Below are 21,597 nucleotides of genomic sequence, written 5' to 3'. Positions count from 1 at the left end.
GCGTTTCCTCAGGGAGAAGTAAATTGGATAAACTGCCTTGGCTCATCCTTTCGGCCGGAGATAACGTTGCCGTCGCAACGGCGGCGATCGAGCCCGGAGCCATCGTCGCCGGCGTTGCCGCGCGCCAGAAGATCGATCCCGGCCACAAGGTCGCCATCGCCGATATCCCGTCCGGCAGCGCCGTGGTCAAGTACGGACAGGCGATCGGCCGCACGACCGCGGACGTGAAGGCCGGCGATCACGTTCACAGCCACAATCTGCATTTCGAGAACGACCGCCTGGCGGCGACCGCCAATTCCGCACCGGAAGCGGCAACCGCCGAAGACAAGGCGCGCACCTTCATGGGCTACAAGCGCGCCGACGGCCGCTCGGCCACCCGCAACTATATCGGCATCATCGCCAGTGTGAACTGTTCCACCACCGTCTGCCGGGCGATCGCGGACGAGGCGAACCGCACGATCCTGCCGCATTACGAAGGCATCGACGGCTTCGTGCCGATCGTTCACGACCAGGGCTGCGGCATGAGCTCGACCGGCGACGGCATGGCCGTTCTGCACCGGACGCTTGCCGGCTACACGCGCCACGTCAATTTCGGCGGCGTGCTGATGATCGGCCTCGGCTGCGAGGTCAACCAGCTGACGCTCTACGGCCAAAGCGGTGCCGGTGACACCAAGCGCCATTTCAACATTCAGGATGCCGGCGGCTCTCGCCGGGCCGTCGAACGCGCCATGGGCATGCTGCGCGAGATCGCTGCCGATGTTGGCAAGGAGCGTCGCGTGGCGCTGCCGATCGGCGACATCATCATCGGCCTGCAGTGCGGCGGCTCGGATGGCTTTTCCGGCATCACCGCCAATCCGGCGCTCGGCGTTGCAGCCGACCTGCTGGCGGCGGCAGGTGGCACCTCCATTCTCTCCGAAACCTCGGAAATCTATGGCGCCGAACACCTGCTGCGCAGCCGCGCCGTCAGCGACGATGTCGCCCGGAAGCTCGACGAAAAAATCGTCTGGTGGGAGAAGTATGTCGGCCTGCATGGCGCATCGCTCGACAACAACCCCTCGCCCGGCAACAAGCGCGGCGGCCTGACGACCATTCTCGAGAAGTCGCTCGGCGCTGTCGCCAAGGGCGGTCGCTCGCCGCTGACGGCCGTCTATGGCTATGCCGAGCGCGTCACCGCATCCGGCCTCGTCTTCATGGATACGCCTGGATACGACCCGGTTTCGGCAACCGGCCAGGTGGCCGGCGGCGCCAACATGATCGCCTTCACCACGGGACGCGGCAGCTGCTTCGGCTGTCGCCCCGCCCCGTCGCTGAAGCTGTCGAGCAATTCGGCACTCTATGCGGCGATGGAAGAGGACATGGATATCGACTGCGGCACGATCGCATCGGGTGACGCGACGATCTCCGGCAAGGGCCGCGAGATCTTCGAACTGATCATCGACACCGCATCGGGCAAGAAGACCAAGAGCGAAGAGTTTGGCTACGGCGATAACGAATTCGTGCCATGGCATCTCGGAGCGACGCTCTAATATAAAGCTGCACAAGTCTTCAGAGGAGGAATGATGAAGACGAGGAGGATCGGCAAGACGGATCTGCAGGTGACCGAAATCAGTTTCGGCGCCGCAGCTCTCGGCGGCCTTTACCGCGCCTGCCCGCGCGACCAGGCCATGGAAACGCTGGAAGCCGCCTGGTCGGCTGATATCCGCTATTTCGACGTCGCGCCCTGGTATGGCCTCGGCCTCGGCGAGCGCTATGTCGGCGATTTCCTGCGGGCGAAGCCGGAAAATGACTACGTGCTGTCGAGCAAGGTCGGGCGCCTGCTGCGGCCGGTCCCGACGGGCACCGTTCCTGACTATAGCTATGTCGATCCGCTCTCCTTCGATGCGGATTACGACTATTCCTATGACGGCATCATGCGCTCGGTCGAGTTCAGCTATGCGCGCCTCGGCCTCAACCGCATCGACATTCTCTATGTCCACGATATCGGCGGCTATACGCATGGCGCGGCCAAGAATGCGATCTACCAGAAGCAACTGCTCGACAGCGGCATCAAGGCGCTGGACCAGCTAAAATCCAGCGGCGCGATCAAGGCATTCGGTCTCGGCGTCAACGAGGTGCCCGTCTGCCTCGATGTCATGCGCAATGCCGATATCGACGTGATCCTGATGGCCGGGCGTTACACGCTGCTCGACCGTTCCGCGGTCGCAGAACTGATCCCGCTTTGCCGCGAGAAGGGCACGACGCTCGTGGTCGGCGGCGTCTTCAACTCAGGTATCCTGGCAACCGGCCCCGTCCCCGGCGCGCATTTCGACTATATGGCGCCGACGCCTGACGTCGCCGCCAAGGTCACGGCCATGGAAGAGATCGCCAAGCGCCACGGCGTGCCGCTGGCCGCGCCTGCCCTGCAGTTTCCGCTGCGCGACCCGATCGTCTCGTCGGTGCTGATCGGCACCGCCAAGGCATCGAGCGTCGACCGCAACATGCAGCTCTTCGAGCCGCGGCTGCCGGACAGCATCTATCCAGAATTCGAAAGCCAGACGCTGGTCGCCAAGCCCTTGGGCAGCGATGCCGTCCGCGTATAGGAGTGAAGCATGCTCAAGGGTATCCATCCCGTCCTCAGCCCCGATCTGCTTCTGGCGATCGCCAGGATGGGGCATGGCGACGAGATCGTCATCGCCGACGCCAACTTTCCGTCGGCCAGCATGGGACCGGAGATGATCCGCGCCGATGGCGTTTCGGCGACCGATATGGCCGAGGCGATCCTGACGCATTTCCCGCTTGACACTTTCGTGCCGGAAAGCGCCTGGCGCATGGAAGTGGTCGGCGATGCCGCCGCCGTGCCTGAAGTTTGCAAGGAGTTCCAGGCGATCGTCGATCGCAAGGCCGGCGACTTCCGCATCGCTACGCTGGAGCGCTTCGCCTTCTACGAGCGTTCGCGCAAGGCCGCCTATATCGTCGCGACAACCGAATTCCGGCTCTACGGCAATCTGATCCTGAAGAAAGGCGTCGTTCTTCCCGAAGAGGTCTATCGCGGCTGATTGTAATTTTAGAGCATCTTTGAATTGATGGAAAAACATAAGCTTACGAAGGATTGAAGAGAGCAAAAAAGGCGAAATTGCCCCACTTGCAATTTCAAAAGGCCTCAGCTAGCTTCATCGAGCAAATGTTTTTTATCGATAAAAATCGTCCGCCTGCGTTCAGCGGTCTGGTTTCCTGGAGGAGAACGCAACTTGGGAGGAGAACCCGCAATGAAAATGAAGTCCCTTCTGTCGCGCCGTAGCTTCACGGCGCTCGCAGGCGCAGCGATGATCGCAACCACAATGCCGGCCGCGTCCTTCGCTGCCGACGTGACGATCCCGATCATCGTCAAGGACACCACGTCCTTCTACTGGCAGATCGTTCTGGCCGGCGCCCGCAAGGCCGGCACCGATCTCGGCGTCAAGGTACCGGAACTCGGCGCACAGTCTGAATCCGACGTCAACGGCCAGATCAGCATCCTCGAAAACGCCGTTGCCGGCAAGCCGGCGGCTGTCGTCATCTCGCCGACCGAATTCAAGGCGCTCGGCAAGCCGATCGACGAAGCTGCCAAGTCCGTTCCGATCATCGGTATCGACTCCGGCGCTGACTCCAAGGCCTTCAAGTCGTTCCTGACCACCGACAACGTCCAGGGCGGCCGCATCGCTGCCGACGGTCTGGCCGCTGCCATCAAGGGTGCCACCGGCAAGGAAGAAGGCGAAATCGCCATCATCACCAGCATCGCCGGCGCCGGCTCGCTGGAACAGCGCCGCGAAGGCTTCCTCGATCAGGTCAAGACCAAGTATCCGGGCCTCAAGGTCATCGCCGACAAGTATGCTGACGGCCAGGCAACCACCGGCCTCAACATGATGACCGACCTCATCACTGCCAACCCGAACATCGTTGGCGTCTTCGCGTCAAACCTGATCATGGCACAGGGCGTCGGTCAGGCGATTGCTGAAAACAAGCTCGGCGACAAGGTCAAGGTCATCGGCTTCGACAGCGACGACAAGACGGTCGGCTTCCTGAAGGACGGCGCACTTGCCGGTCTCGTGGTGCAGGACCCCTATCGCATGGGTTACGACGGCATCAAGACCGCGCTGGCCGTCTCCAAGGGCGAGAAGGTCGAGCAGAACGTCGATACCGGCGCCAATCTGGTGACCAAAGCCAACATGGCTGAACCGAAGATCGACGCTCTTCTGAACCCGAAGATCAAGTAATCTTCAGTCGAGGCCGCGCGCAAGAAATTCCGCGCGGCCTTTTCTTCACCTGTGTTATCGTCCGCACATGGAGAGCGGGCGACGGTGGAGGACCGGAATTCGCATATGGGAGGAGAGGTCCATGGACGGACTGGAAGAGGTCAGTCATCGCCACGATGACAGTGCCACGCTGAAAGAGGCAAGCCGTATTCCGGCAGGTTCGCCCATTCTGGAACTCAAGGGATTGCAGAAGAATTACGGCTACGTCCAGGCGCTGAAACCAGCGACAGTGACGTTTCTGGCCGGTGAAATTCATGCGATCGTCGGCGAAAACGGCGCCGGCAAATCCACCCTCATCAAGCTTCTGACCGGCGTCATCACCAGAACCGCCGGTGAAATTCTCTGGTGCGGCCATCCCGTCGGCCTGTCGTCGCCGAACGAGGCGATCGCCCGCGGCATCAACGCCGTTCACCAGGAAGTGGTGCTCTGCCCGCATCTGACGGTCGCCGCCAACCTCTTTCTCGGCGACGAGGTCAACAAGTTCGGCCTGATGCGCAAACGGCAGATGGTCAACATGGCGCAGACCGTGCTCGACGACCTTGGCTTTGGCCTGCCTGCTGGTGCGCTGCTCAGCGATCTGACAATCGGCCAGCAGCAGCTGGTCGCGACAGCGCGTGCGGCAATGCGCGGCACGCAGTTCCTGATCTTCGACGAACCGACCGCCTATCTGACGCGCCAGGAATCGGCACAGCTCTTCAAGCTGATCCGCCGTCTGCAAGCCGAAGGCGTGACGATCGTCTATATCAGCCATCGCATGGAAGAAGTGTTCGAGCTCGCCGACCGGGTTTCGGTGCTGCGCGACGGAACGCATGTCGGCACCCGGCTGATCGGCGAGACCAACGAGAACGAACTGATCGCCCTGATGATTAACCGCTCGATCGAGCAGATCTATCACAAGGAGCAAGTGCCGATCGGCGAGACGATCGTCGAAGTGCGCGGTCTCTCGGGACCGGGTTTCGAGGACGTGTCGCTGAGCGTCAAGGCAGGGCAGATCGTCGGGCTTTATGGCCTGATCGGCGCCGGGCGCAGCGAATTCGCGCTCGGGCTCTACGGCCGGGAGAAGACGACCGCAGGTGAAATCCACTGGATGGGCAAGAAGGTCGATATCAAGAACGAGCGCGCCGCCATGGACCTCGGCATCGCCCTGGCACCAGAAAGCCGCCGCGATCAGGGTCTCTGCCTCAACCTGCCGATCGGTCTCAACATCAATCTGCCGGTCTTCAAGCGGCTGAGCAGCGGCCCCGTGATCAACCACAGTGTCGAAACGGCCAACGCCGAAAAGCAGATCCGCGATCTCAGCATCAAGACGCCGAGCCGCCGCGTCAACGCCTCCAGCATGTCCGGCGGCAACCAGCAGAAGATCGTCATCGGCAAGTGGCTGAGCCATGGCGCGCGGCTGTTCATCTTCGACGAGCCGACCGTCGGTGTCGACGTCGGTACCAAGGCGGAAATCTACCGGCTGTTTTCCAAACTTCTGAAGGAAGGCGCGGGCATCATCCTGATCTCCTCCTACCTGCCTGAGGTTTACGAGCTCGCCGACCGGCTGCACGTATTCCGCGCCGGCAAGCTTGTCGCCAGCCATGATTTCCACGCGGCGTCGCACGAAGAAGTGCTTGGCGAAGCGATCGGCGTCTGAGCAAGAAGAATAAGAGGGAGAGAGAACAGTGACTGCAACCCCCACCGAAATTGCACCGCCGCCACCACGCCGCAAGGTCAACATCCTCTTCGGCCTGACGCTGATCGGCCTGCTGCTCTTCCTCTGGCTAATGCTCGGAATTTTCACGGCCAGCTTCTGGACGCCGCTGAACATCAGCAACCTGCTGCGGCAGGGCTCGATGACAGCAATTCTGGCGCTGGGGCAGACCTTTGTCATCATTACCGCCGGTATCGACCTGTCGGTCGGCGCAATCGTCGGCTTTGCCGGTGTCATCATCGCCTGGCTGCTACAGGCAGGGGTGCCGGTGTGGGCAGCGATCCTGATCACTCTGCTGTTCGGGGTGCTGATCGGCACGTTCCACGGCTTCGGCATCGTCAAGATGGGCCTGCCGCCCTTTATCATCACGCTGGCGACGCTGACATCGCTGCGCGGCGTCGGCCTGCTGATCACCAACGGCTCGTCGATCAACATCGTCAACGAAGACTTCTCGAACTTCGCCCGCGCCGACTTCCTGGGTATTCCGAGCCTGTTCTGGATGGTCATCCTGGTAGCGGTGCCGAGTTTCGTCTTCCTGCATCTAAGCCGCTGGGGACGCTACCTCTTCGCCGTCGGCTCGAATGCGGAAGCCGCTCGCCTCTCCGGCGTCAACGTCAACCGGATGATCTTCCTCGCCTACATCCTCTCGGCCACCTTCGCCGCTTTCGTCGGCGTGCTGCTCGCCTCGCGTATCGCCATTGGTAACGCGACACAGGCTGATGGCTGGGAATTGCAGGCGATCGCCTCGTCGGTTATCGGCGGCACGTCGCTCTTTGGTGCTGTCGGCTCGGTTCACGGCCCGCTGATCGGCGCCTTCATTCTGGCGACCATCAACAACGGCGCCAACCTCTTGAACGTCAACTCCTTCTGGCAGCGCATCATCACCGGTCTTCTGATCATCGTGATCGTCTATTTCGACCAGCTGCGCCGCCGCCGGAGCGTCTAAGACAACGACATGAAGCCGGTCGCGAGGCCGGCTTCTTCATTTCAGAATGCGAGAACCAAGATGAAAGCAGTGCTTTGCCAGAAGCCCGGTGTGCTCGAAACCGTCGAGCGCCCTTCCCCCGGCACGCCCGCTCCCGGCTGGGTGCGGCTGGCGGTCAGCCATGTCGGCATCTGCGGCACGGACTACCACATCTTCGAAGGCAAGCATCCCTTCCTCGAATATCCGCGCGTCATGGGCCACGAGATTTCGGCAACCGTCATCGAAGCCGGCGACGGCGTGGCGATGGCGGTGGGCACGCCTGTGATCGTCAACCCTTACCTTTCCTGCGGAAGCTGCGTTGCCTGCCGCAAGGGCAAGCCGAACTGCTGCACCAACATCAAGGTTCTCGGCGTTCATACCGACGGGGCCTTTTGCGAAGAGATTACCGTTCCGGCCAGCAATCTCTACGCCGCCAAGGGGTTGAGCCTCGAGGCTGCCGCGACGGTCGAATTCCTGGCGATCGGCGCCCATGCCGTGCGCCGCTCGATGGCGCCTGCTGGCTCTCGCTCCCTGGTCATCGGTGCCGGGCCGATCGGGCTCGGTGCCGCAATCTTCTCGCGAATTGCAGGTCATGAGGTGACGCTGCTCGACACCAGCGCCGAACGGCTGCAGATGGCGGCCGAGCGTTTCGGCTTCCAGTCCGGCATCGTTGCGAATGAGGCGGTTGCGGATGCGGTCAAGGCCGCGACGGATGGCGATGGTTTCGACGTGGTGTTCGATGCGACCGGCTACGGGCCATCGATGGAGAAGGCCTTCGGTCTCGTTGCCCATGGCGGCGCACTGGTGCTCGTCAGCGTCGTCAAGGACGATATCCGCTTCTCCGACCCCGAATTTCACAAGCGGGAAATGATGGTGATCGGTAGCCGCAATGCGACGCGCGTCGATTTCGAGCATGTGGCGGATTCGATCGCCAAGGGTCTCGTTCCGGTCGAGAAGCTGATCACACACCGCACGACGCTCGCCGATGCACCGCGGGATCTGGCCCGCTGGGCACATGAGAAGAGCGGTCTGATCAAAGCCGTCATCAAGGTCGCCGGTTGATCCCGTTCAGATCGCGTCGATGACCTGGCGCATCTGCCTGACGACTGCGGTATCCGTCTGATTGCAGCTCGGCGCTTCGAAGCCGAAAGCAACGGCTCGCGGGTCCATGCTCGCGACCGGCGAGCTGCAGGAACCGTGGATTTCCCGGGCACCGGTGGCACGCAGGATTTCGGCGGCGTTTGACGGACGAACGCCGCTTCCCGGCATGATCGAGATGCGACCGGCGGCCCTGGCGGAAAGACGCTTCAGGGTTTCCAGACCGTCCATCGCCTTCGGCACGCAGCCCGAGGTGAGGATGCGTTCGCAGCCGAGCTCGACCGCCTGCTCCAGCGCCGCGTCGGCATCCGGAACGAGATCGAAAGCGCGATGCAGCGTCGAGCCGAGGCCCGCGGCATGCGCCTTGAGGCGATGGATGAGCGGCATGTCGAGCGTGCCATCGGGCCGGTTGGCGCCGATGACGACGCCGGCGAGGCCGAAAGCCCTGACGGCATCGATATCCGCCATCATCGCCATCTCGTCAGCCGCATCGAAGATGAACGGGCCCGCGTGCGGGCGGATCATCGCATAGACGGGGATCGGTGCCGCCGCTGCGGCCTTCATCATGCCTGCGACCGGGGTCAGGCCGCCGACTTCGAGAGCAGAGCAGAGCTCGATGCGGTTGGCGCCGCCTTCGATTGCGGCGGCAAGGCCCTTGGCACTGTCGACGCATACTTCAAGCAAAACCGGCATCTCTCATCTCCCTCGTATTGGCGCGCCGAACGCTCTACGCCATGACCGGCGATTTTGCGATGGGCTGGCCGACGATTTTACGGACGGCCTCGATGATCATCGTGCAGGCATCGGCCGAGGCTTTCCGGTGATTGAAGGCAACATGATAGGAAATCGGGATCGGCTCGGCGAGATCTACGATCCGGACGCGATCAGCGATCGGCAGCGCGCTGACGCGACCGAGGAACGAGACATAGCCGTGATTGGCGACGAGATCGACGATCACGGGCAGGGAGTCCGCCGCCCGGATATCCTGATTGCGGAAGCGGCGGCTTACCATGCCGGCGCGGCTTAGTTCCGTTGCAGCGTCACCCAAGCCGGTGCGCTCGCTCGGCGTGCAGATCGGGTGGGCGGCGACCAGCGCTGCGACATCCGTCTCCGTGCTGCCGGGCGGGGCGATCGCGACGAGATCGGTGCGCAGCAGTTCGCGGTTCTGGAAGCTTTCGAGGCCGAAGACGGAATCGAGGATGGCGACGTCGATGCGGCCGGATTTCAGCGCTTCACGCAAATCGTCGGCGGTCATCGAAATCAGCGAGATGGCATTCTTGTTGCGGCCGCTATTCCAGTCGGCGACGAGCGCGCCAAGGCAGCGGGCCACCCAGCTTTCCGCACCCGTCGGGATGATCGAGCCGATGCGCAGCGAGCGCGCCGTGCGCTGATAGCGTTCGTCTGCCGCCGATTTCAGATCGTTCCAGGCCTGGCTGATTGCCGAGAAGATCGCGTAGGCGCGCCTGCCATCCTCCGTCAATGCCGAGCCCTGGGCCTGCCGCTCGAAAAGCTTCTGGCCGGTGAACTTCTCCAGATTAGCTATCTGCAGCGAAAGCTGCGGCTGACCGAGGCCGAGGCGGCGGGCGGCGCGATTGATGCTGCCCTGATCGGCGACTTCAAGGAAGCGCTCCATCGTAGCGATCTTTACCGGGATGCGCGCGGCCCAGCCTTCGAACTCCTCCGGCGCCTCTCCGGATAGCTCGGCGAGCTGCGCGATCGCCTCCAGTATCGGCGTCAATCCCTGGCGCACCTGGCTGCTTGCGATCAGCGTCACCAACTCTCCGGCGCTACGTTCCGTCAGCTTCAGCGCCAGCTCGCTTTCGAGGTTCGAGACGGCCGCAGAGACCGTCGACGCAGCAAGCGAGAAGCGCCGCGCCGTCTCCCTGACCGACCCCGACGAGAGGACGTGGCTGGCGATAAAAAGAGCGCCAAGATGCAAAGCGCTGACCTCCGGAAGTGACTGAAAAGCGGACACTATTGTGTGTTCACGAAAAAAGATATCCCTTTTCGGAATCCGCAGGCTATCGTCACCGGACAAGAAAAGCGGGGCCGGTGGCTGATGAGGCGATTGAGCACCCGATGATCGTGGAAACACGCAAGGGGACAAAAACAAATCGCTGCGGCGTTGCAGAACGAAATGCAATTGCGCGCATGGCGTTGCTTTCACGGCGATAATCGCGCCGCGATCGCAAATACTGGAGAGGGGTTGCATCGATTTTTCGAGAGCGCACACTATTTCCATGATGCTCGTAGGTCCGGCATTCCGGCGGGTTGTCCGTCTGGGCCGGGGGATTTCACGCGTGGAGCTTTCCGCCAGGGTCTCCGCGTTCGTAAACGGTGTTAACCAAGGGGACACTCCATGCTGAAGAAACTCGCGCTTGCCGTTTCTATTTCCGCCTTCGCGGCGGGTGCGGCCCATGCTGCCGACGTCGTCGTTTCGTCGAAGATAGATACCGAAGGCACGCTGCTCGGCAACGTCATCGCGCTCGCCCTCGAAGCCAACGGCATCAAGACGCAGGACCGCATCGCGCTCGGCGCAACGCCTGTCGTTCGCAAGGCGATCACCGCCGGCGAAATCGACATCTATCCTGAGTATACGGGCAATGCCGGCTTCTTCTTCAACAAGGCTGATGACGCCGCCTGGAAAAATATCGACCAGGGCTACGAGATGGCCAAGAAGCTGGACTATGACGCCAACAAGATCGTCTGGCTGACGCCCTCGCCTGCCAACAACACCTGGGCTCTCGCTGTGCGCAGCGATGTCGCCGGCCCGAACAATCTCAAGACCATGTCCGATTTCGGCAAGTGGGTTGCCGGTGGCGGCGCTGCGAAGCTCGCGGCTTCCGCCGAGTTCGTGAATTCCGCCGGCGCGCTGCCCGCCTTCCAGACGACCTACGGCTTCAAGCTGACGGCCGACCAGGAAGTCGTTCTCTCCGGCGGCGACACTGCAGCGACGATCAAGGCGGCAGCCGACCAGACCAACGGCGTCAACACCGCCATGGTCTACGGCACCGACGGCGCCATCGCGGCGGCCGAACTCGTCGTTCTCGAAGACGACAAGAGCGTGCAGCAGGTCTATGCGCCGACCCCGATCATTCGCGAGGAAGTGCTGAAGGCCAATCCGAAGATCGAGGAAGTTCTCGCGCCGATCTTCAAGAGCCTGACGGCTGACGAGCTGCGCAAGCTCAACGCCAAGATCCAGGTCGATGGCGAGCCGGCGAAGTCCGTTGCCGAAGGCTACCTGAAGGAAAAAGGTTTCCTGAAGTAATTCGCAGTGCTCCGCCCTCCGGGGCGGAGCATCCTTCTTTCCGGACAGGGATGGATCGATGGAAGAAACCTTAGCGGTCCGCAAACTGGACCGGCTCGGCGTGGTTCTGGTGATTGCTGGCGTTCTTGCCACTGCACTTCTGCCCTTCATCTATGTGAAGGCAAACCGCATTGCCTCAGGCAAGCCGATGCTTCTCACGCAGCTTCTCGACCAGCCCGCCGCCATCATTCTCACCCTCCTGCTCGTCGCCACCGCCTTTGCAGCGCTCTTCCTGCAGAATGCCGTGCTGCGGCTTGCGATCGGTACGCTTGCGCTTGCGGCGCTGATCGCCGCGATCGGCTTTGCCGCAACGGCCTTCACGCCCGCCAACAGCAATGCGGCGCGCATGACGCCCGGCGGCAGCTTCTGGATCCTGCTCGGCGTCGTCGGCCTGATCATCTCCGATGCGCTGGTCAAGATCCGGCTTACGCCCTGGATGCGGGTCGGCGCTCTCGTTGCCTACAGCGCGCTGCTGGCCGTGTGCCTGACATCCGGGCTGCTCGACAGCCTGTCGATCATGAAGGAATTCGCCACGCGTTCGGCGCAGTTCTGGACGGAAGCCAAATCGCATCTTCTCCTGGCTTTCGGTTCGCTGGCGATTGCCATCGTCATCGGCCTGCCTCTCGGCATCTTCTGCTTCTGGGTGCCTAAACTTCGCGCCGCCGTGCTGCAGGGTCTCAGCCTCATCCAGACGATCCCGAGCCTGGCGCTCTTCGGCATCCTGATGCTGCCGCTCGGCTACATCGCCACGTATGTGCCGCTGGCCGCCGAGCTCGGCATTCGCGGCATCGGCACGGCGCCGGCGCTGATTGCGCTCGTGCTCTATTCGCTGCTGCCGATCGTCGCCAATACCGTGGTCGGCCTCGAAGGCGTCGATCCCTCGGTGCGCGATGCGGCAGCCGGCATGGGCCTGACGCGACGCCAGATCCTGACCGGGATCGACCTGCCGCTGGCCCTGCCCGTCATCGTCACCGGCATCCGCATCGTGCTCGTCCAGGCCATCGGCCTCGTGACCATTGCCGCACTCATCGGCGGCGGCGGCTTCGGCATCTTCATCTTCCAGGGCATCGGCCAGACGGCGATGGATCTGGTGATGCTCGGCGCCGTACCGACAGTCTTCTTCGCCTTCTCATCGGCCGTCATCCTTGATGCGGTCATCGACAGCATACGGGGATCCGCCGCATGACCATGATCGAGATCAGGAACGTCACCAAGCGCTACGGCGCCGCCACCGTTGTCGACAATGTCTCGATGAGCGTCGAAAAGGGATCGGTGACCGTCATCGTCGGCACGTCCGGTTCCGGCAAGTCGACGCTGATGCGGATGATCAACCGGCTGGTGCCAATCACTGAAGGCGAGATTTTCGTTGCCGGCCAGAATGTCATGGACGCGCCGGTGACCGAGCTTCGCCGCAAGATCGGTTATGCGATCCAGGGCCACGGCCTTTTCCCGCATCGCACCGTCGCGCAGAATATCGCGACCGTGCCGCAGCTTCTTGGCTGGGATGGCGCGCGGATCGCCAAGCGCGTCGATGAGTTGCTCGGCCTCTTCAATCTCGACCCGGCGACCTTCGCCGAGAAATACCCGCATCAGCTCTCCGGCGGCCAACAGCAGCGTGTCGGCGTCGCACGCGCGCTTGCGGCAGAGCCGGAAGTGCTGCTCATGGACGAGCCTTTCGGCGCGCTGGACCCCGTCATTCGCGGCAAGGCGCAGGACGATCTGCTGGCGATCCAGAAGCAGTTCGGCACGACCGTCATTCTCGTCACCCACGACATGGACGAGGCCTTCCATCTCGGCAACCAGATCGCGGTGATGAGTGGCGGCAAGCTGCTGCAATGCTCGACGCCGGAGAAGATCCTCACCGAACCTGCCGATCCCTTCGTGCAGCAGCTGACTGGTACGTCTGACCGGGCGCTGAAGCTGATGTCGCTTTCGCCGCTGAAGGAAAGCATGGCGCCGGCAAAGAGCGGCCTCGGCTTCACGCTGCCGCAATCTCTCAGCCTGCGCGATGCGCTGGCCGAGATGATCTGGCAGGGTGCCGATGAAGCGGCGGTAACCGATGGCGCGAAGGCGCCTGTCGGCTCGATCTCGATGGCAAAGCTTCTCGAACTGGGCCGCAAGGCATGAAGTTTGTCGTCGCCAATATCTTCCGTGTGGCGGCTTTCGTGCTGCTCCTGATCCTGCTCTTCAGGACGGAGTGGCTCTCCTTCATGCTCGTGCCGCTGACCAGCAACAACGCCCCACCCGTCTACACGCAGAACAGCCTACCCTCGCTGGCGCTGGCGCATCTCGAACTCGTCATCGGCTCGATTATCTGCACGGCGATCCTGGCGATCCTCGCCGGTGTCTTCGTCACCCGTAAAAGCGGCGCCGATTTCCTGCCGCTGTCGCGCGCCATCGCCAATGCCGGTCAGACCTTTCCGCCGGTCGCCGTGCTGGCGCTCGCCGTTCCCGCGACCGGTTTCGGCGCCGGGCCGACGCTGATCGCGCTGTTTCTCTATGGCCTGCTGCCGATCTTCGAGAACACCGTTTCCGGCATTCGGCAGGTCAACCCCGCCGTGCTCGATGCGGCCGACGGCATGGGGATGAACCCGACGCAGCGGCTCTTCAAGGTGGAGCTTCCGCTCGCGCTGCCGCTGATCCTCGAAGGTCTGAAGGTGGCGACCGTCATCAATATCGGCACGGCGACAATCGGCTCGACAGTTGCCGCCAAGGGGCTTGGCGAAGTGATCATTGCCGGACTGATTTCCGACAACACGGCATTCATCCTACAGGGTGGCCTGATCGTCGGCCTGATGGCGGTGCTGATCTATGACGCCATGGGTGTCGTCGAAAGCGCGATTACCCGTAGAATTGGCTTGCGCCCCGCCTGATCCGGCGGCTACCAAGGCTGCCGTGATACGGCAAGAGGAGGCCGCCTTGGCAAAGATGATCCACTCCATGATCCGCGTTCTCGACGAGGCGCGATCCGTCGAGTTCTACGGCAAGGTCTTCGGCCTCAAGGTTGCCGATCGCATCGACTTCGAGACCTTCACGCTCATCTACATGAGCAATCCCGAGACCGGCTTCGAGTTGGAATTGACGGTCAACAAGGGCCGCATCGAGCCCTACAATCTCGGTGACGGATATGGCCATCTCGCCGTCTCCGTCGATGAAGTGGCTGTCGAACACGCGCGGCTGGAGAAGGCCGGGCGCAACCCCGGCAAGCTGGTCGAGCTCAACCGCGACGGCAAGCTCTTCGCCCTGTTCTTCTTCATCACTGATCCCGACGGCTACAAGATCGAAGTCCTGCAGCGCCACGGCCGTTTCCAGTAAGAGCATCCGCATGATCGAGAAAACAGAGCTTCACACCGGCTGGACCCTTTCCTGCAACGATACAGCCCGGCCCGGACTGCCCGAAACCATCCCCGCCACCGTGCCCGGCTGCGTCCATACCGATCTGCTGGCGGCCCGCCTCATTCCGGATCCCTATCTCGATGTCAACGAGATCACCAACGACTGGATCGGCCGCTGCGAATGGGTCTACCGGCTCAGCTTCGATGCGGCGCCTGAAACCGGCAGAGTGCAGGAACTGGTCTTCGACGGGCTGGATACGATCGCGACGATCCGGTTGAACGGCGAAGAGATCGGCCGGACCTTCAACCAGCATCGCACCTATCGCTTCGATGTCTCGAGCCGCCTCAGGGCCGGAGCGAACGACCTGACCGTTACCTTCCATTCCGCCTATGCCTATGGCGCGGAGATGGAAAAGCAGTACGGCTACCGGCCGAACAACTATCCCGGCCCTGGCAACCTGATGCGCAAGATGGCCTGCAACTTCGGTTGGGATTGGGGTCCGACGCTGGTGACGGCGGGTATCTGGAAGCCGGTGCGGCTTGAAAGCTGGGATCGCGCCCGCCTGACGGAGACGCGCGTTTCCGCGACGCTCGCCGGTAGCGATGGCGTCGTGACGATCAACGCGAAGATCGCTGCCGAGCAGGACGGTCCTGGCTGCTCGATCGTTGCGCAGATCGGCGGCGTATCGCAGACTATCGAGGTCGGCGCTTCAGGCGAAGCAAGCTTCAAGCTGACGGTTCCCTCGCCGCAGATCTGGTGGCCACATCACCTCGGCGGGCAACCGCTCTATCCGCTCTTGATCGAACTTCGCGATAGCGACGGCCATATGCTGGACAGCTATTCCAAGGAGATCGGCTTCCGCTCCGTTCGCCTCGACACCGCGCCGGATGAGCACGGCTCAGCCTTCACCTTCGTCGTCAACGACGTTCCGCTCTTTGCCTGCGGCGCCAACTGGATCCCCGACGATTGCTTCCCGTCGCGCGTCACCGCCGAGCGCTATGCGGCGCGGATCGACGAGGCGAAGGCGGCCAATATCAATCTGCTGCGCGTCTGGGGCGGCGGCATTTTCGAGCGAGACGAGTTCTACGAGGCCTGCGACCGGGCCGGCATGATGGTCTGGCAGGATTTCCTCTTTGCCTGCGCCTCCTATCCCGAGGAGGAACCACTGCGCAGCGAAGTGGAGGCCGAGGTTCGCGACAATGTCGTCAGACTGATGCCGCATGCTTCGCTGATCGTCTGGAACGGCAATAACGAGAATATCTGGGGCTTCGACGAATGGGGCTGGCGCCCGATCATCAAGGACGGCGTCAGCTGGGGTCTCGGCTATTATCTAGACGTCCTGCCGAAACTCTGCGCCGAACTCGATCCTGACAGACCTTACTATCCCGGCAGCCCTTACTCCGGCACGATGGATATTGAGCCGAACGACGATCGTCACGGTTGCAAGCATATCTGGGATGTCTGGAACGATGTGGGCTGGGAGGTCTACCGCAACTATATCCCGCGCTTCTGCTCCGAATTCGGCTGGCAGGCGCCACCGAACTGGGCGACGCTGGAGGAGAGCGTGCATGATGCACCGCTGACGCCGCAATCGCACGGCGTCTTCCATCATCAGAAGGCGACGCAGGGCAATGAGAAGCTGATCCGCGGCCTTGCCGGACACCTGCCGGTGCCAGACACGATGGATGACTGGCATTTCGCGACGCAGCTCAATCAGGCACGCGCTATCCGCTTCGCGATCGAGCACATGCGCTCGCACCGGGCGATCTGCAAGGGCGCTGTTGTCTGGCAGTTCAACGATTGCTGGCCTGTGACCTCATGGGCAGCGCTCGATTCCGCCGGGCGGCGCAAGCCTCTCTGGTATGCGATGCAGCAGGCGTTCGATCCGCGCCTGCTGACCATCCAGCCGCGTGGCGACAAGCTCGCAGCCGTTGCCGTCAACGAGCGGACATTGTTCTGGCGAGCGAAAATCTCGGGCAAGCGCGTTCGGCTCGATGGCACGGTGCTGGCCGAGTTCGAATTCTGGCGGCTGCTCTGCGACCGGTTCGAAGCGAAGGAATTCGAGCTTGCGGACGACATTGCGACGCCTGACGACGCGGCGAACGAGGTCGTGGTGGTGCAGATGCTCGACAAGCGCGCCTTCCACTATTTCGTCGAGGATATCGATCTGAAACTGCCGAAGCCTGAGATGAAGGTTTCGGTCAGTGCCACTGCCGATGGCGTCGATGTGACGGTCACAGCGGGGACTTTCCTGAAGGATCTCTGCCTGGTGATCGACCGGCTGGATCCCGCGGCCGTCGTCGACAGCATGCTGATCACTCTCCTGCCGGGCGAAAGCCATACGTTCTCGATCAGGACCAGGAGGACGTTCAAGGCTGAAGACATCACGCAAGGCGTCGTCCTGCGCTGCGCCAACGATCTCCTGCCCTAAAACGCCAAAAGGCCCCGCACGCGGCGGGGCCTTTTCCGGCTCGTCCTAGCGAACGACTTACATCCAGTACGGCGGCACACCGTAATAGTCGTAAACACGGCGGCCATTATCGTTGTACCAGGTGTCGTCATCGTCCGCGTAGCTCGGCGCGCCTTCGATCTGCTCCTTGGTGAGATCGATACGGTAGCCGTCGAGTTGCGTATCGTAGTTCAGCTTTTCCCACGGCAGCGGATAGTGATCGTGACCGATCCCCAGGAAGCCGCCAAAGCTCAGTACGGCATAGGCGACACGGCCATCGCGCTTGCCGATGATCAAGCGCTCGATCGAGCCGATATGCTTGCCATCTGCACCATAAACGCGGGTGCCTTCCACGCGGTCGCTGGCGATCAGCGAATGCGTGTCCTTTACGTTGGGATCGCGGCGGCTGGCGTCTGTACCCTGATTAAGCATTTTCAGCTCCTTTGCTGTTTGCATGATTGGAAAACGCCAGGCCGGAATCATTGTTCCCGCATCCGTTTCAAATGTACGGAGGCGAATTGTTGACGTTTACGTCAAAGTTAGTGTAACGCTTATAGCGGCTTGAACCGTTCGGCCATTGGCATAAGCTGCCCGCAAGGATGATGGAGGATCGTCCGGCCGGCAGCCGCGAACCGGCACCGTGGCCGGATAGGGAGAGAGACACGATGAACAGCATTTCCGTGCATACAGGTGGCGAAAAGCGGCAGAAGCCTTGGCTCGCGACCTATCCGGATATCGTACCGGCCGAAATTCCGCCGCTGGAATACGAATCGGTTGCCGAACTGCTGGAAAAGTCCTGTGAGCGCTATGCCGATCGCGTCGCCTTCTCCAGCATGGGGAAGGCGCTGACCTACCGTGATCTCGAAGTGCAGACCCGCAAGGTCGCCGCCTGGCTGCAGAGCCTCGGCCTGCAGAAGGGTGATCGCGTCGCCGTGATGATGCCGAACGTGTTGCAGAACCCGGTCGCCGTCTATGGCATCCTGCGCGCCGGGCTGACCGTCGTGAACGTCAATCCGCTCTATACGCCGCGTGAACTCGAACATCAGCTGCGTGATGCCGGCGCGAAGGCGATCTTCGTGCTGGAGAATTTTGCCCGCACGGTGGAGCAGGTCCTGGTCAAGACCGACGTCCGCCATGTGGTCGTCACTTCGCTCGGTGAGATGCTCGGCGCCAAGGGGCTGATCGTCAACCTGGTTGTGCGCAAGATCAAGAAGCTCGTGCCGTCCTGGTCGATCCCGCAGCACAAGACCTTCAAGCAGGTTCTGTCGGAAGGTGCGGGACGGTCGCTGCAGCGCCCGACGCTCGGCGGCGACGACATCGCCTTCCTGCAATATACCGGCGGCACGACGGGTGTCGCCAAAGGCGCGATCCTGACGCATCGCAACCTGCTCGCCAACAAGCTGCAACTGCAGCTCTGGCTGAAATCGGCCTTCGACAAGAAGAAGCAGCCGGATGTGCTGAACTTCCTCTGCGCCCTGCCGCTCTACCATATCTTTGCGCTGACGGTGAATTCGCTGATGGGCATGTCGCTCGGCGCGCATAACATCCTGATCGCCAACCCGCGCGACATTCCGGGCTTCGTAAAGGAATTCAGCAAGGCGAATGTCCATATCTTCCCCGGCCTCAACACGCTCTTCAACGCGCTGATGAACAATGCCGAGTTTGCCAAGCTCGACTTCTCGTCGCTCGTCATGTCGCTCGGCGGCGGCATGGCCGTGCAGCGGCCGGTGGCCGAACGCTGGCTGAAGATGACCGGCTCGCATATCACCGAAGGCTATGGTCTTTCGGAGACGTCGCCTGTTGCCACCGCCAACCGCTTCGATTCCCCGGAATTCACCGGCTCGATCGGCCTGCCCATACCCTCGACCGAACTTGATATCCGCGACGAGGACGGCAATTCGCTGCCGCTCGGCGAAATCGGCGAGATCTGCATCCGCGGACCGCAGGTGATGGCCGGCTACTGGAACAAGCCGGAGGAGACGGCGCGGGTCATGACCCCGGACGGCTATTTCCGCACCGGCGACATGGGCTTCATGGACGAGCGTGGCTATACCAAGATCGTCGATCGCAAGAAGGATATGATCCTCGTCTCCGGCTTCAACGTCTATCCGAACGAAATCGAGGAAGTGGCGGCTATGCACCCGGGCATTCTCGAAGCCGCCGCGGTCGGCGTTCCGGATGGCCATTCAGGCGAGACGGTCAAGCTCTTCGTCGTGCGCAAGGATCCCAACCTGACGGAGGCCGAAGTGAAGGCGCATTGCGCCGAGAACCTCACCAACTACAAGCGCCCGCGGATCATCGAATTCCGCGACGAGCTGCCGAAAAGCCCGGTCGGGAAGATCCTGCGCAAGGATCTGCGCGGTTGATCCTCACGCACAATTGAAAGCAACCATAAGATGTGATTTCATCAGCCCGTTTCAATAGCAGAAGCAGCATGGGCCGAGACCAGCCGGCCCACCGGTGAGGATGGGCCGCGCCGGCTTTGGCAAGAGCCTTGCTTTGCGAAACGGAGGTAATGCCATGTGGTATAAACCGCTAAGCGTTACGCTTATGGTGCGGAAAACCCGGACGAGCTGGTCAGTGTCCGTCCGGGTCACAATCCAAAAGTCATAGGCAACGGCGGGCGGAGCTACAACTCCGTCTGCCACTCCATAAATATACCCGCACTCTCCCTTTTCATCAAGCGCGGCACAACTTGTGTCATTTTTTGCAGGCAGCTTGTGGCTGAACTTGATTTGCGCCCTACAAAGCGAATAGTTTCCGCAACCCTCTCCGCCTCCAAAGGAGCCTCCCATGAATGCCATCGTCGAAAAGCTGAAGAGCACTGCGGCCGCCACCAAAGCCACCGATATCCGCGCTGCCTTCGCCGCCGATCCCAAGCGCTTCTCGCGCTTTACCGCCTCCCTCGACGATCTCCTGATGGACTATTCGAAGACCGCGGTGAACGACGAGATCCTGGCGCTGCTCGTCAAGCTCGCCGAAGAAGGCGGCGTCGCGAAGAAGCGTGACGAGATGTTCTCCGGCAAGGCGATCAACTTCACCGAAGATCGCGCCGTGCTGCACACCGCGCTGCGCAACCGCTCCAACACGCCTGTTATCGTCGACGGCAAGGATGTCATGCCTGACGTCAACTCGGTGCTCGCCGCCATGGGCAAGTTTGCCGATGGCATCCGCTCGGGCGCGCTGAAGGGCGCGACTGGCAAGAAGATCACCGATGTCGTCAATATCGGTATCGGCGGCTCGGATCTCGGTCCGGTGATGGCGACGCTGGCGCTGGCGCCTTTCCACGATGGTCCACGCGCGCATTTCGTGTCGAACATCGACGGCGCGCACATTGCCGACACGTTGAAGCTCGTGCAGCCTGAAACCACGCTGTTCATCATCGCTTCGAAGACCTTCACGACGGTCGAGACGATGACCAACGCGCAGACGGCGCGCAACTTCATCGCCAAGGCTCTCGGCGACGCCGCCGTTCAGCATCATTTCGCCGCCGTTTCCACGGCGCTCGACAAGGTGGCTGCTTTCGGCATCGGCAGCGAGCGGGTCTTCGGCTTCTGGGATTGGGTCGGCGGCCGCTACTCGCTGTGGTCTGCCATCGGCCTGCCGATCATGATCGCTATCGGCCCCGAGAATTTCGGCAAGTTCCTCGATGGCGCCCATGCCGTCGACAATCACTTCCGTCAGGCTCCGATTACCGAAAACCTGCCGATGCTGCTCGGCCTGATCGGCTTCTACCATCGCAACGTTCTTGGCTATCCGACGCGCGCCGTCCTACCCTATGACCAGCGCCTGTCGCGCTTCCCGGCCTATCTGCAGCAGCTCGACATGGAATCGAACGGCAAGGGTGTGACGATCGACGGTACGCCGGTCGAAGGCAATTCCGGTCCGGTGGTATGGGGCGAGCCCGGCACCAACGGCCAGCACGCCTTCTACCAGCTGATCCATCAGGGCACGAGCATCATCCCCGCCGAGTTCATGATCGCCGCCAATGCCTTCGAGCCCGAGCTGCGCCACCAGCACCAGCTGCTGATGTCAAACGTTCTGGCGCAGTCGGAAGCACTGATGAAGGGCCGCACTTTCGAGGAGGCCAAGAAGCAGCTGACCGACAAGGGCATGGACGACAAGAAGGCCGATTTCATCGCGCCGCACCGTGTCTTCACCGGCAACCGCCCGTCGATCACCTTCGTCTATGACAAGCTGACGCCTTTCGCGCTCGGCCGCCTGATCGCACTCTATGAGCACCGCGTCTTCGTCGAAGGCGTGCTCTTCCGCATCAACTCTTTCGACCAGTGGGGCGTCGAGCTCGGGAAGGAACTGGCGACCGGCCTGCTGCCTGTCGTCGAAGGCAAGGAAAGCGCTGCCGGCCACGATTCCTCGACGCAAGGTCTCGTCGCCGCTCTGGCAAAGCTCGCCAAGTAAGGCACCTTTGATCGCTTATCGAGCCCATCCGCCAGCGCGGGTGGGCTTTTTTGTTTGATG

Annotated in this window: 18 protein-coding genes; 15 read left to right on the top strand and 3 right to left on the bottom strand. The window is 62.0% G+C overall.

The annotated features are described in order from the left end of the window. Nucleotides 1-23: 23 nt before the first annotated feature. From ACEN84_RS11355 to ACEN84_RS11325, 7 genes are all read left to right on the top strand, one after another. Nucleotides 24-1,526 carry a UxaA family hydrolase gene (locus ACEN84_RS11355; protein ID WP_413710914.1) on the top strand — a complete coding sequence of 501 codons (1,503 nt, stop codon included), beginning with the start codon at nucleotides 24-26 and terminating at the stop codon, nucleotides 1,524-1,526. Between the two features lie 33 nt (nucleotides 1,527-1,559). Beyond that, on the top strand, nucleotides 1,560-2,579 hold the full coding sequence (locus ACEN84_RS11350; protein WP_413710913.1) for an aldo/keto reductase: 1,020 nt from the start codon (nucleotides 1,560-1,562) through the stop codon (nucleotides 2,577-2,579). Nucleotides 2,580-2,588: 9 nt separating this feature from the next. Continuing rightward, nucleotides 2,589-3,035 carry an RbsD/FucU family protein gene (locus tag ACEN84_RS11345; RefSeq protein WP_130279144.1) on the top strand — a complete coding sequence of 149 codons (447 nt, stop codon included), beginning with the start codon at nucleotides 2,589-2,591 and terminating at the stop codon, nucleotides 3,033-3,035. Nucleotides 3,036-3,245: 210 nt separating this feature from the next. Beyond that, complete coding sequence (locus ACEN84_RS11340; protein ID WP_112713569.1) at nucleotides 3,246-4,232, top strand: ABC transporter substrate-binding protein; 987 nt, start codon at nucleotides 3,246-3,248, stop codon at nucleotides 4,230-4,232. Between the two features lie 121 nt (nucleotides 4,233-4,353). Continuing rightward, nucleotides 4,354-5,907, top strand: a complete 1,554-nt coding sequence (locus tag ACEN84_RS11335; RefSeq protein WP_112713571.1) for a sugar ABC transporter ATP-binding protein — start codon at nucleotides 4,354-4,356, stop codon at nucleotides 5,905-5,907. A 28-nt stretch (nucleotides 5,908-5,935) separates the two neighbouring features. Then, nucleotides 5,936-6,910, top strand: coding sequence for an ABC transporter permease (locus tag ACEN84_RS11330; protein ID WP_112713573.1), 975 nt, complete (start codon nucleotides 5,936-5,938; stop codon nucleotides 6,908-6,910). A 60-nt stretch (nucleotides 6,911-6,970) separates the two neighbouring features. After that, a complete protein-coding gene (locus ACEN84_RS11325) occupies nucleotides 6,971-7,990 on the top strand; it encodes a zinc-binding alcohol dehydrogenase family protein (RefSeq protein ID WP_413710912.1) in 1,020 nt (339 codons plus the stop codon). A gap of 6 nt (nucleotides 7,991-7,996) precedes the next feature. On the opposite strand, the gene ACEN84_RS11320 is transcribed toward ACEN84_RS11325, so the two are convergent. Next, complete coding sequence (locus ACEN84_RS11320) at nucleotides 7,997-8,719, bottom strand: copper homeostasis protein CutC (RefSeq protein ID WP_413710911.1); 723 nt, start codon at nucleotides 8,717-8,719, stop codon at nucleotides 7,997-7,999. 34 nt (nucleotides 8,720-8,753) lie between these two features. Continuing rightward, nucleotides 8,754-9,965, bottom strand: a complete 1,212-nt coding sequence (locus ACEN84_RS11315; RefSeq protein WP_413710910.1) for a LysR family transcriptional regulator — start codon at nucleotides 9,963-9,965, stop codon at nucleotides 8,754-8,756. A 420-nt stretch (nucleotides 9,966-10,385) separates the two neighbouring features. On the opposite strand from ACEN84_RS11315, the gene ACEN84_RS11310 reads away from it, so the two are divergent. From ACEN84_RS11310 to ACEN84_RS11285, 6 genes are read left to right on the top strand one after another with little or no spacing between them, the layout of a single operon-like run. After that, on the top strand, nucleotides 10,386-11,294 hold the full coding sequence (locus ACEN84_RS11310) for an ABC transporter substrate-binding protein (protein ID WP_203429657.1): 909 nt from the start codon (nucleotides 10,386-10,388) through the stop codon (nucleotides 11,292-11,294). Nucleotides 11,295-11,352: 58 nt separating this feature from the next. Beyond that, nucleotides 11,353-12,519, top strand: a complete 1,167-nt coding sequence (locus ACEN84_RS11305; RefSeq protein WP_413710909.1) for an ABC transporter permease — start codon at nucleotides 11,353-11,355, stop codon at nucleotides 12,517-12,519. Further along, complete coding sequence (locus tag ACEN84_RS11300) at nucleotides 12,516-13,460, top strand: ABC transporter ATP-binding protein (protein ID WP_130279151.1); 945 nt, start codon at nucleotides 12,516-12,518, stop codon at nucleotides 13,458-13,460. The genes ACEN84_RS11305 and ACEN84_RS11300 overlap by 4 nt, the downstream gene beginning before the upstream one ends. Continuing rightward, nucleotides 13,457-14,206: an ABC transporter permease gene (locus tag ACEN84_RS11295; protein WP_112713587.1), complete on the top strand. Its 750-nt coding sequence runs from the start codon at nucleotides 13,457-13,459 to the stop codon at nucleotides 14,204-14,206. Before ACEN84_RS11300 ends, ACEN84_RS11295 begins: the two co-directional genes overlap by 4 nt. Nucleotides 14,207-14,252: 46 nt before the next feature. Continuing rightward, the gene (locus ACEN84_RS11290) at nucleotides 14,253-14,648 is read left to right on the top strand and encodes a VOC family protein (RefSeq protein WP_199626096.1); all 396 of its coding nucleotides are present in this window, start codon (nucleotides 14,253-14,255) and stop codon (nucleotides 14,646-14,648) included. A gap of 10 nt (nucleotides 14,649-14,658) precedes the next feature. Next, on the top strand, nucleotides 14,659-17,100 hold the full coding sequence (locus tag ACEN84_RS11285; protein WP_413710908.1) for a glycoside hydrolase family 2 protein: 2,442 nt from the start codon (nucleotides 14,659-14,661) through the stop codon (nucleotides 17,098-17,100). A gap of 57 nt (nucleotides 17,101-17,157) precedes the next feature. On the opposite strand, the gene ACEN84_RS11280 is transcribed toward ACEN84_RS11285, so the two are convergent. Further along, nucleotides 17,158-17,550: a PRC-barrel domain-containing protein gene (locus ACEN84_RS11280; protein ID WP_112714372.1), complete on the bottom strand. Its 393-nt coding sequence runs from the start codon at nucleotides 17,548-17,550 to the stop codon at nucleotides 17,158-17,160. Nucleotides 17,551-17,783: 233 nt separating this feature from the next. On the opposite strand from ACEN84_RS11280, the gene ACEN84_RS11275 reads away from it, so the two are divergent. Next, entirely contained in the window at nucleotides 17,784-19,484 is a 1,701-nt protein-coding gene (locus ACEN84_RS11275) for a long-chain fatty acid--CoA ligase (protein WP_413710907.1), read from the top strand. Nucleotides 19,485-19,911: 427 nt separating this feature from the next. Beyond that, nucleotides 19,912-21,537, top strand: coding sequence for a glucose-6-phosphate isomerase (gene pgi, locus ACEN84_RS11270; RefSeq protein WP_413710906.1), 1,626 nt, complete (start codon nucleotides 19,912-19,914; stop codon nucleotides 21,535-21,537). Nucleotides 21,538-21,597: the final 60 nt, after the last annotated feature.

This window comes from Rhizobium sp. Rhizsp82 (assembly GCF_047325115.1).
Lineage (GTDB): Bacteria > Pseudomonadota > Alphaproteobacteria > Rhizobiales > Rhizobiaceae > Rhizobium.
The sequence above is the reverse complement of the archived record's forward strand: the minus strand, read 5'-3'. Positions and strand labels throughout refer to the sequence as shown.

Bases quoted from the DNA above. Each gene is read 5' to 3' on its own strand.
- ACEN84_RS11285 (WP_413710908.1), top strand. From the start codon at position 14,659: ATGATCGAGAAAACAGAGCTTCACACCGGCTGGACCCTTTCCTGCAAC.
- ACEN84_RS11280 (WP_112714372.1), bottom strand. From the start codon at position 17,550: ATGCTTAATCAGGGTACAGACGCCAGCCGCCGCGATCCCAACGTAAAG.
- ACEN84_RS11305 (WP_413710909.1), top strand. From the start codon at position 11,353: ATGGAAGAAACCTTAGCGGTCCGCAAACTGGACCGGCTCGGCGTGGTT.
- ACEN84_RS11345 (WP_130279144.1), top strand. From the start codon at position 2,589: ATGCTCAAGGGTATCCATCCCGTCCTCAGCCCCGATCTGCTTCTGGCG.
- ACEN84_RS11295 (WP_112713587.1), top strand. From the start codon at position 13,457: ATGAAGTTTGTCGTCGCCAATATCTTCCGTGTGGCGGCTTTCGTGCTG.
- ACEN84_RS11310 (WP_203429657.1), top strand. From the start codon at position 10,386: ATGCTGAAGAAACTCGCGCTTGCCGTTTCTATTTCCGCCTTCGCGGCG.
- pgi (WP_413710906.1), top strand. From the start codon at position 19,912: ATGAATGCCATCGTCGAAAAGCTGAAGAGCACTGCGGCCGCCACCAAA.
- ACEN84_RS11320 (WP_413710911.1), bottom strand. From the start codon at position 8,719: ATGCCGGTTTTGCTTGAAGTATGCGTCGACAGTGCCAAGGGCCTTGCC.
- ACEN84_RS11325 (WP_413710912.1), top strand. From the start codon at position 6,971: ATGAAAGCAGTGCTTTGCCAGAAGCCCGGTGTGCTCGAAACCGTCGAG.
- ACEN84_RS11335 (WP_112713571.1), top strand. From the start codon at position 4,354: ATGGACGGACTGGAAGAGGTCAGTCATCGCCACGATGACAGTGCCACG.
- ACEN84_RS11340 (WP_112713569.1), top strand. From the start codon at position 3,246: ATGAAAATGAAGTCCCTTCTGTCGCGCCGTAGCTTCACGGCGCTCGCA.
- ACEN84_RS11275 (WP_413710907.1), top strand. From the start codon at position 17,784: ATGAACAGCATTTCCGTGCATACAGGTGGCGAAAAGCGGCAGAAGCCT.
- ACEN84_RS11350 (WP_413710913.1), top strand. From the start codon at position 1,560: ATGAAGACGAGGAGGATCGGCAAGACGGATCTGCAGGTGACCGAAATC.
- ACEN84_RS11300 (WP_130279151.1), top strand. From the start codon at position 12,516: ATGACCATGATCGAGATCAGGAACGTCACCAAGCGCTACGGCGCCGCC.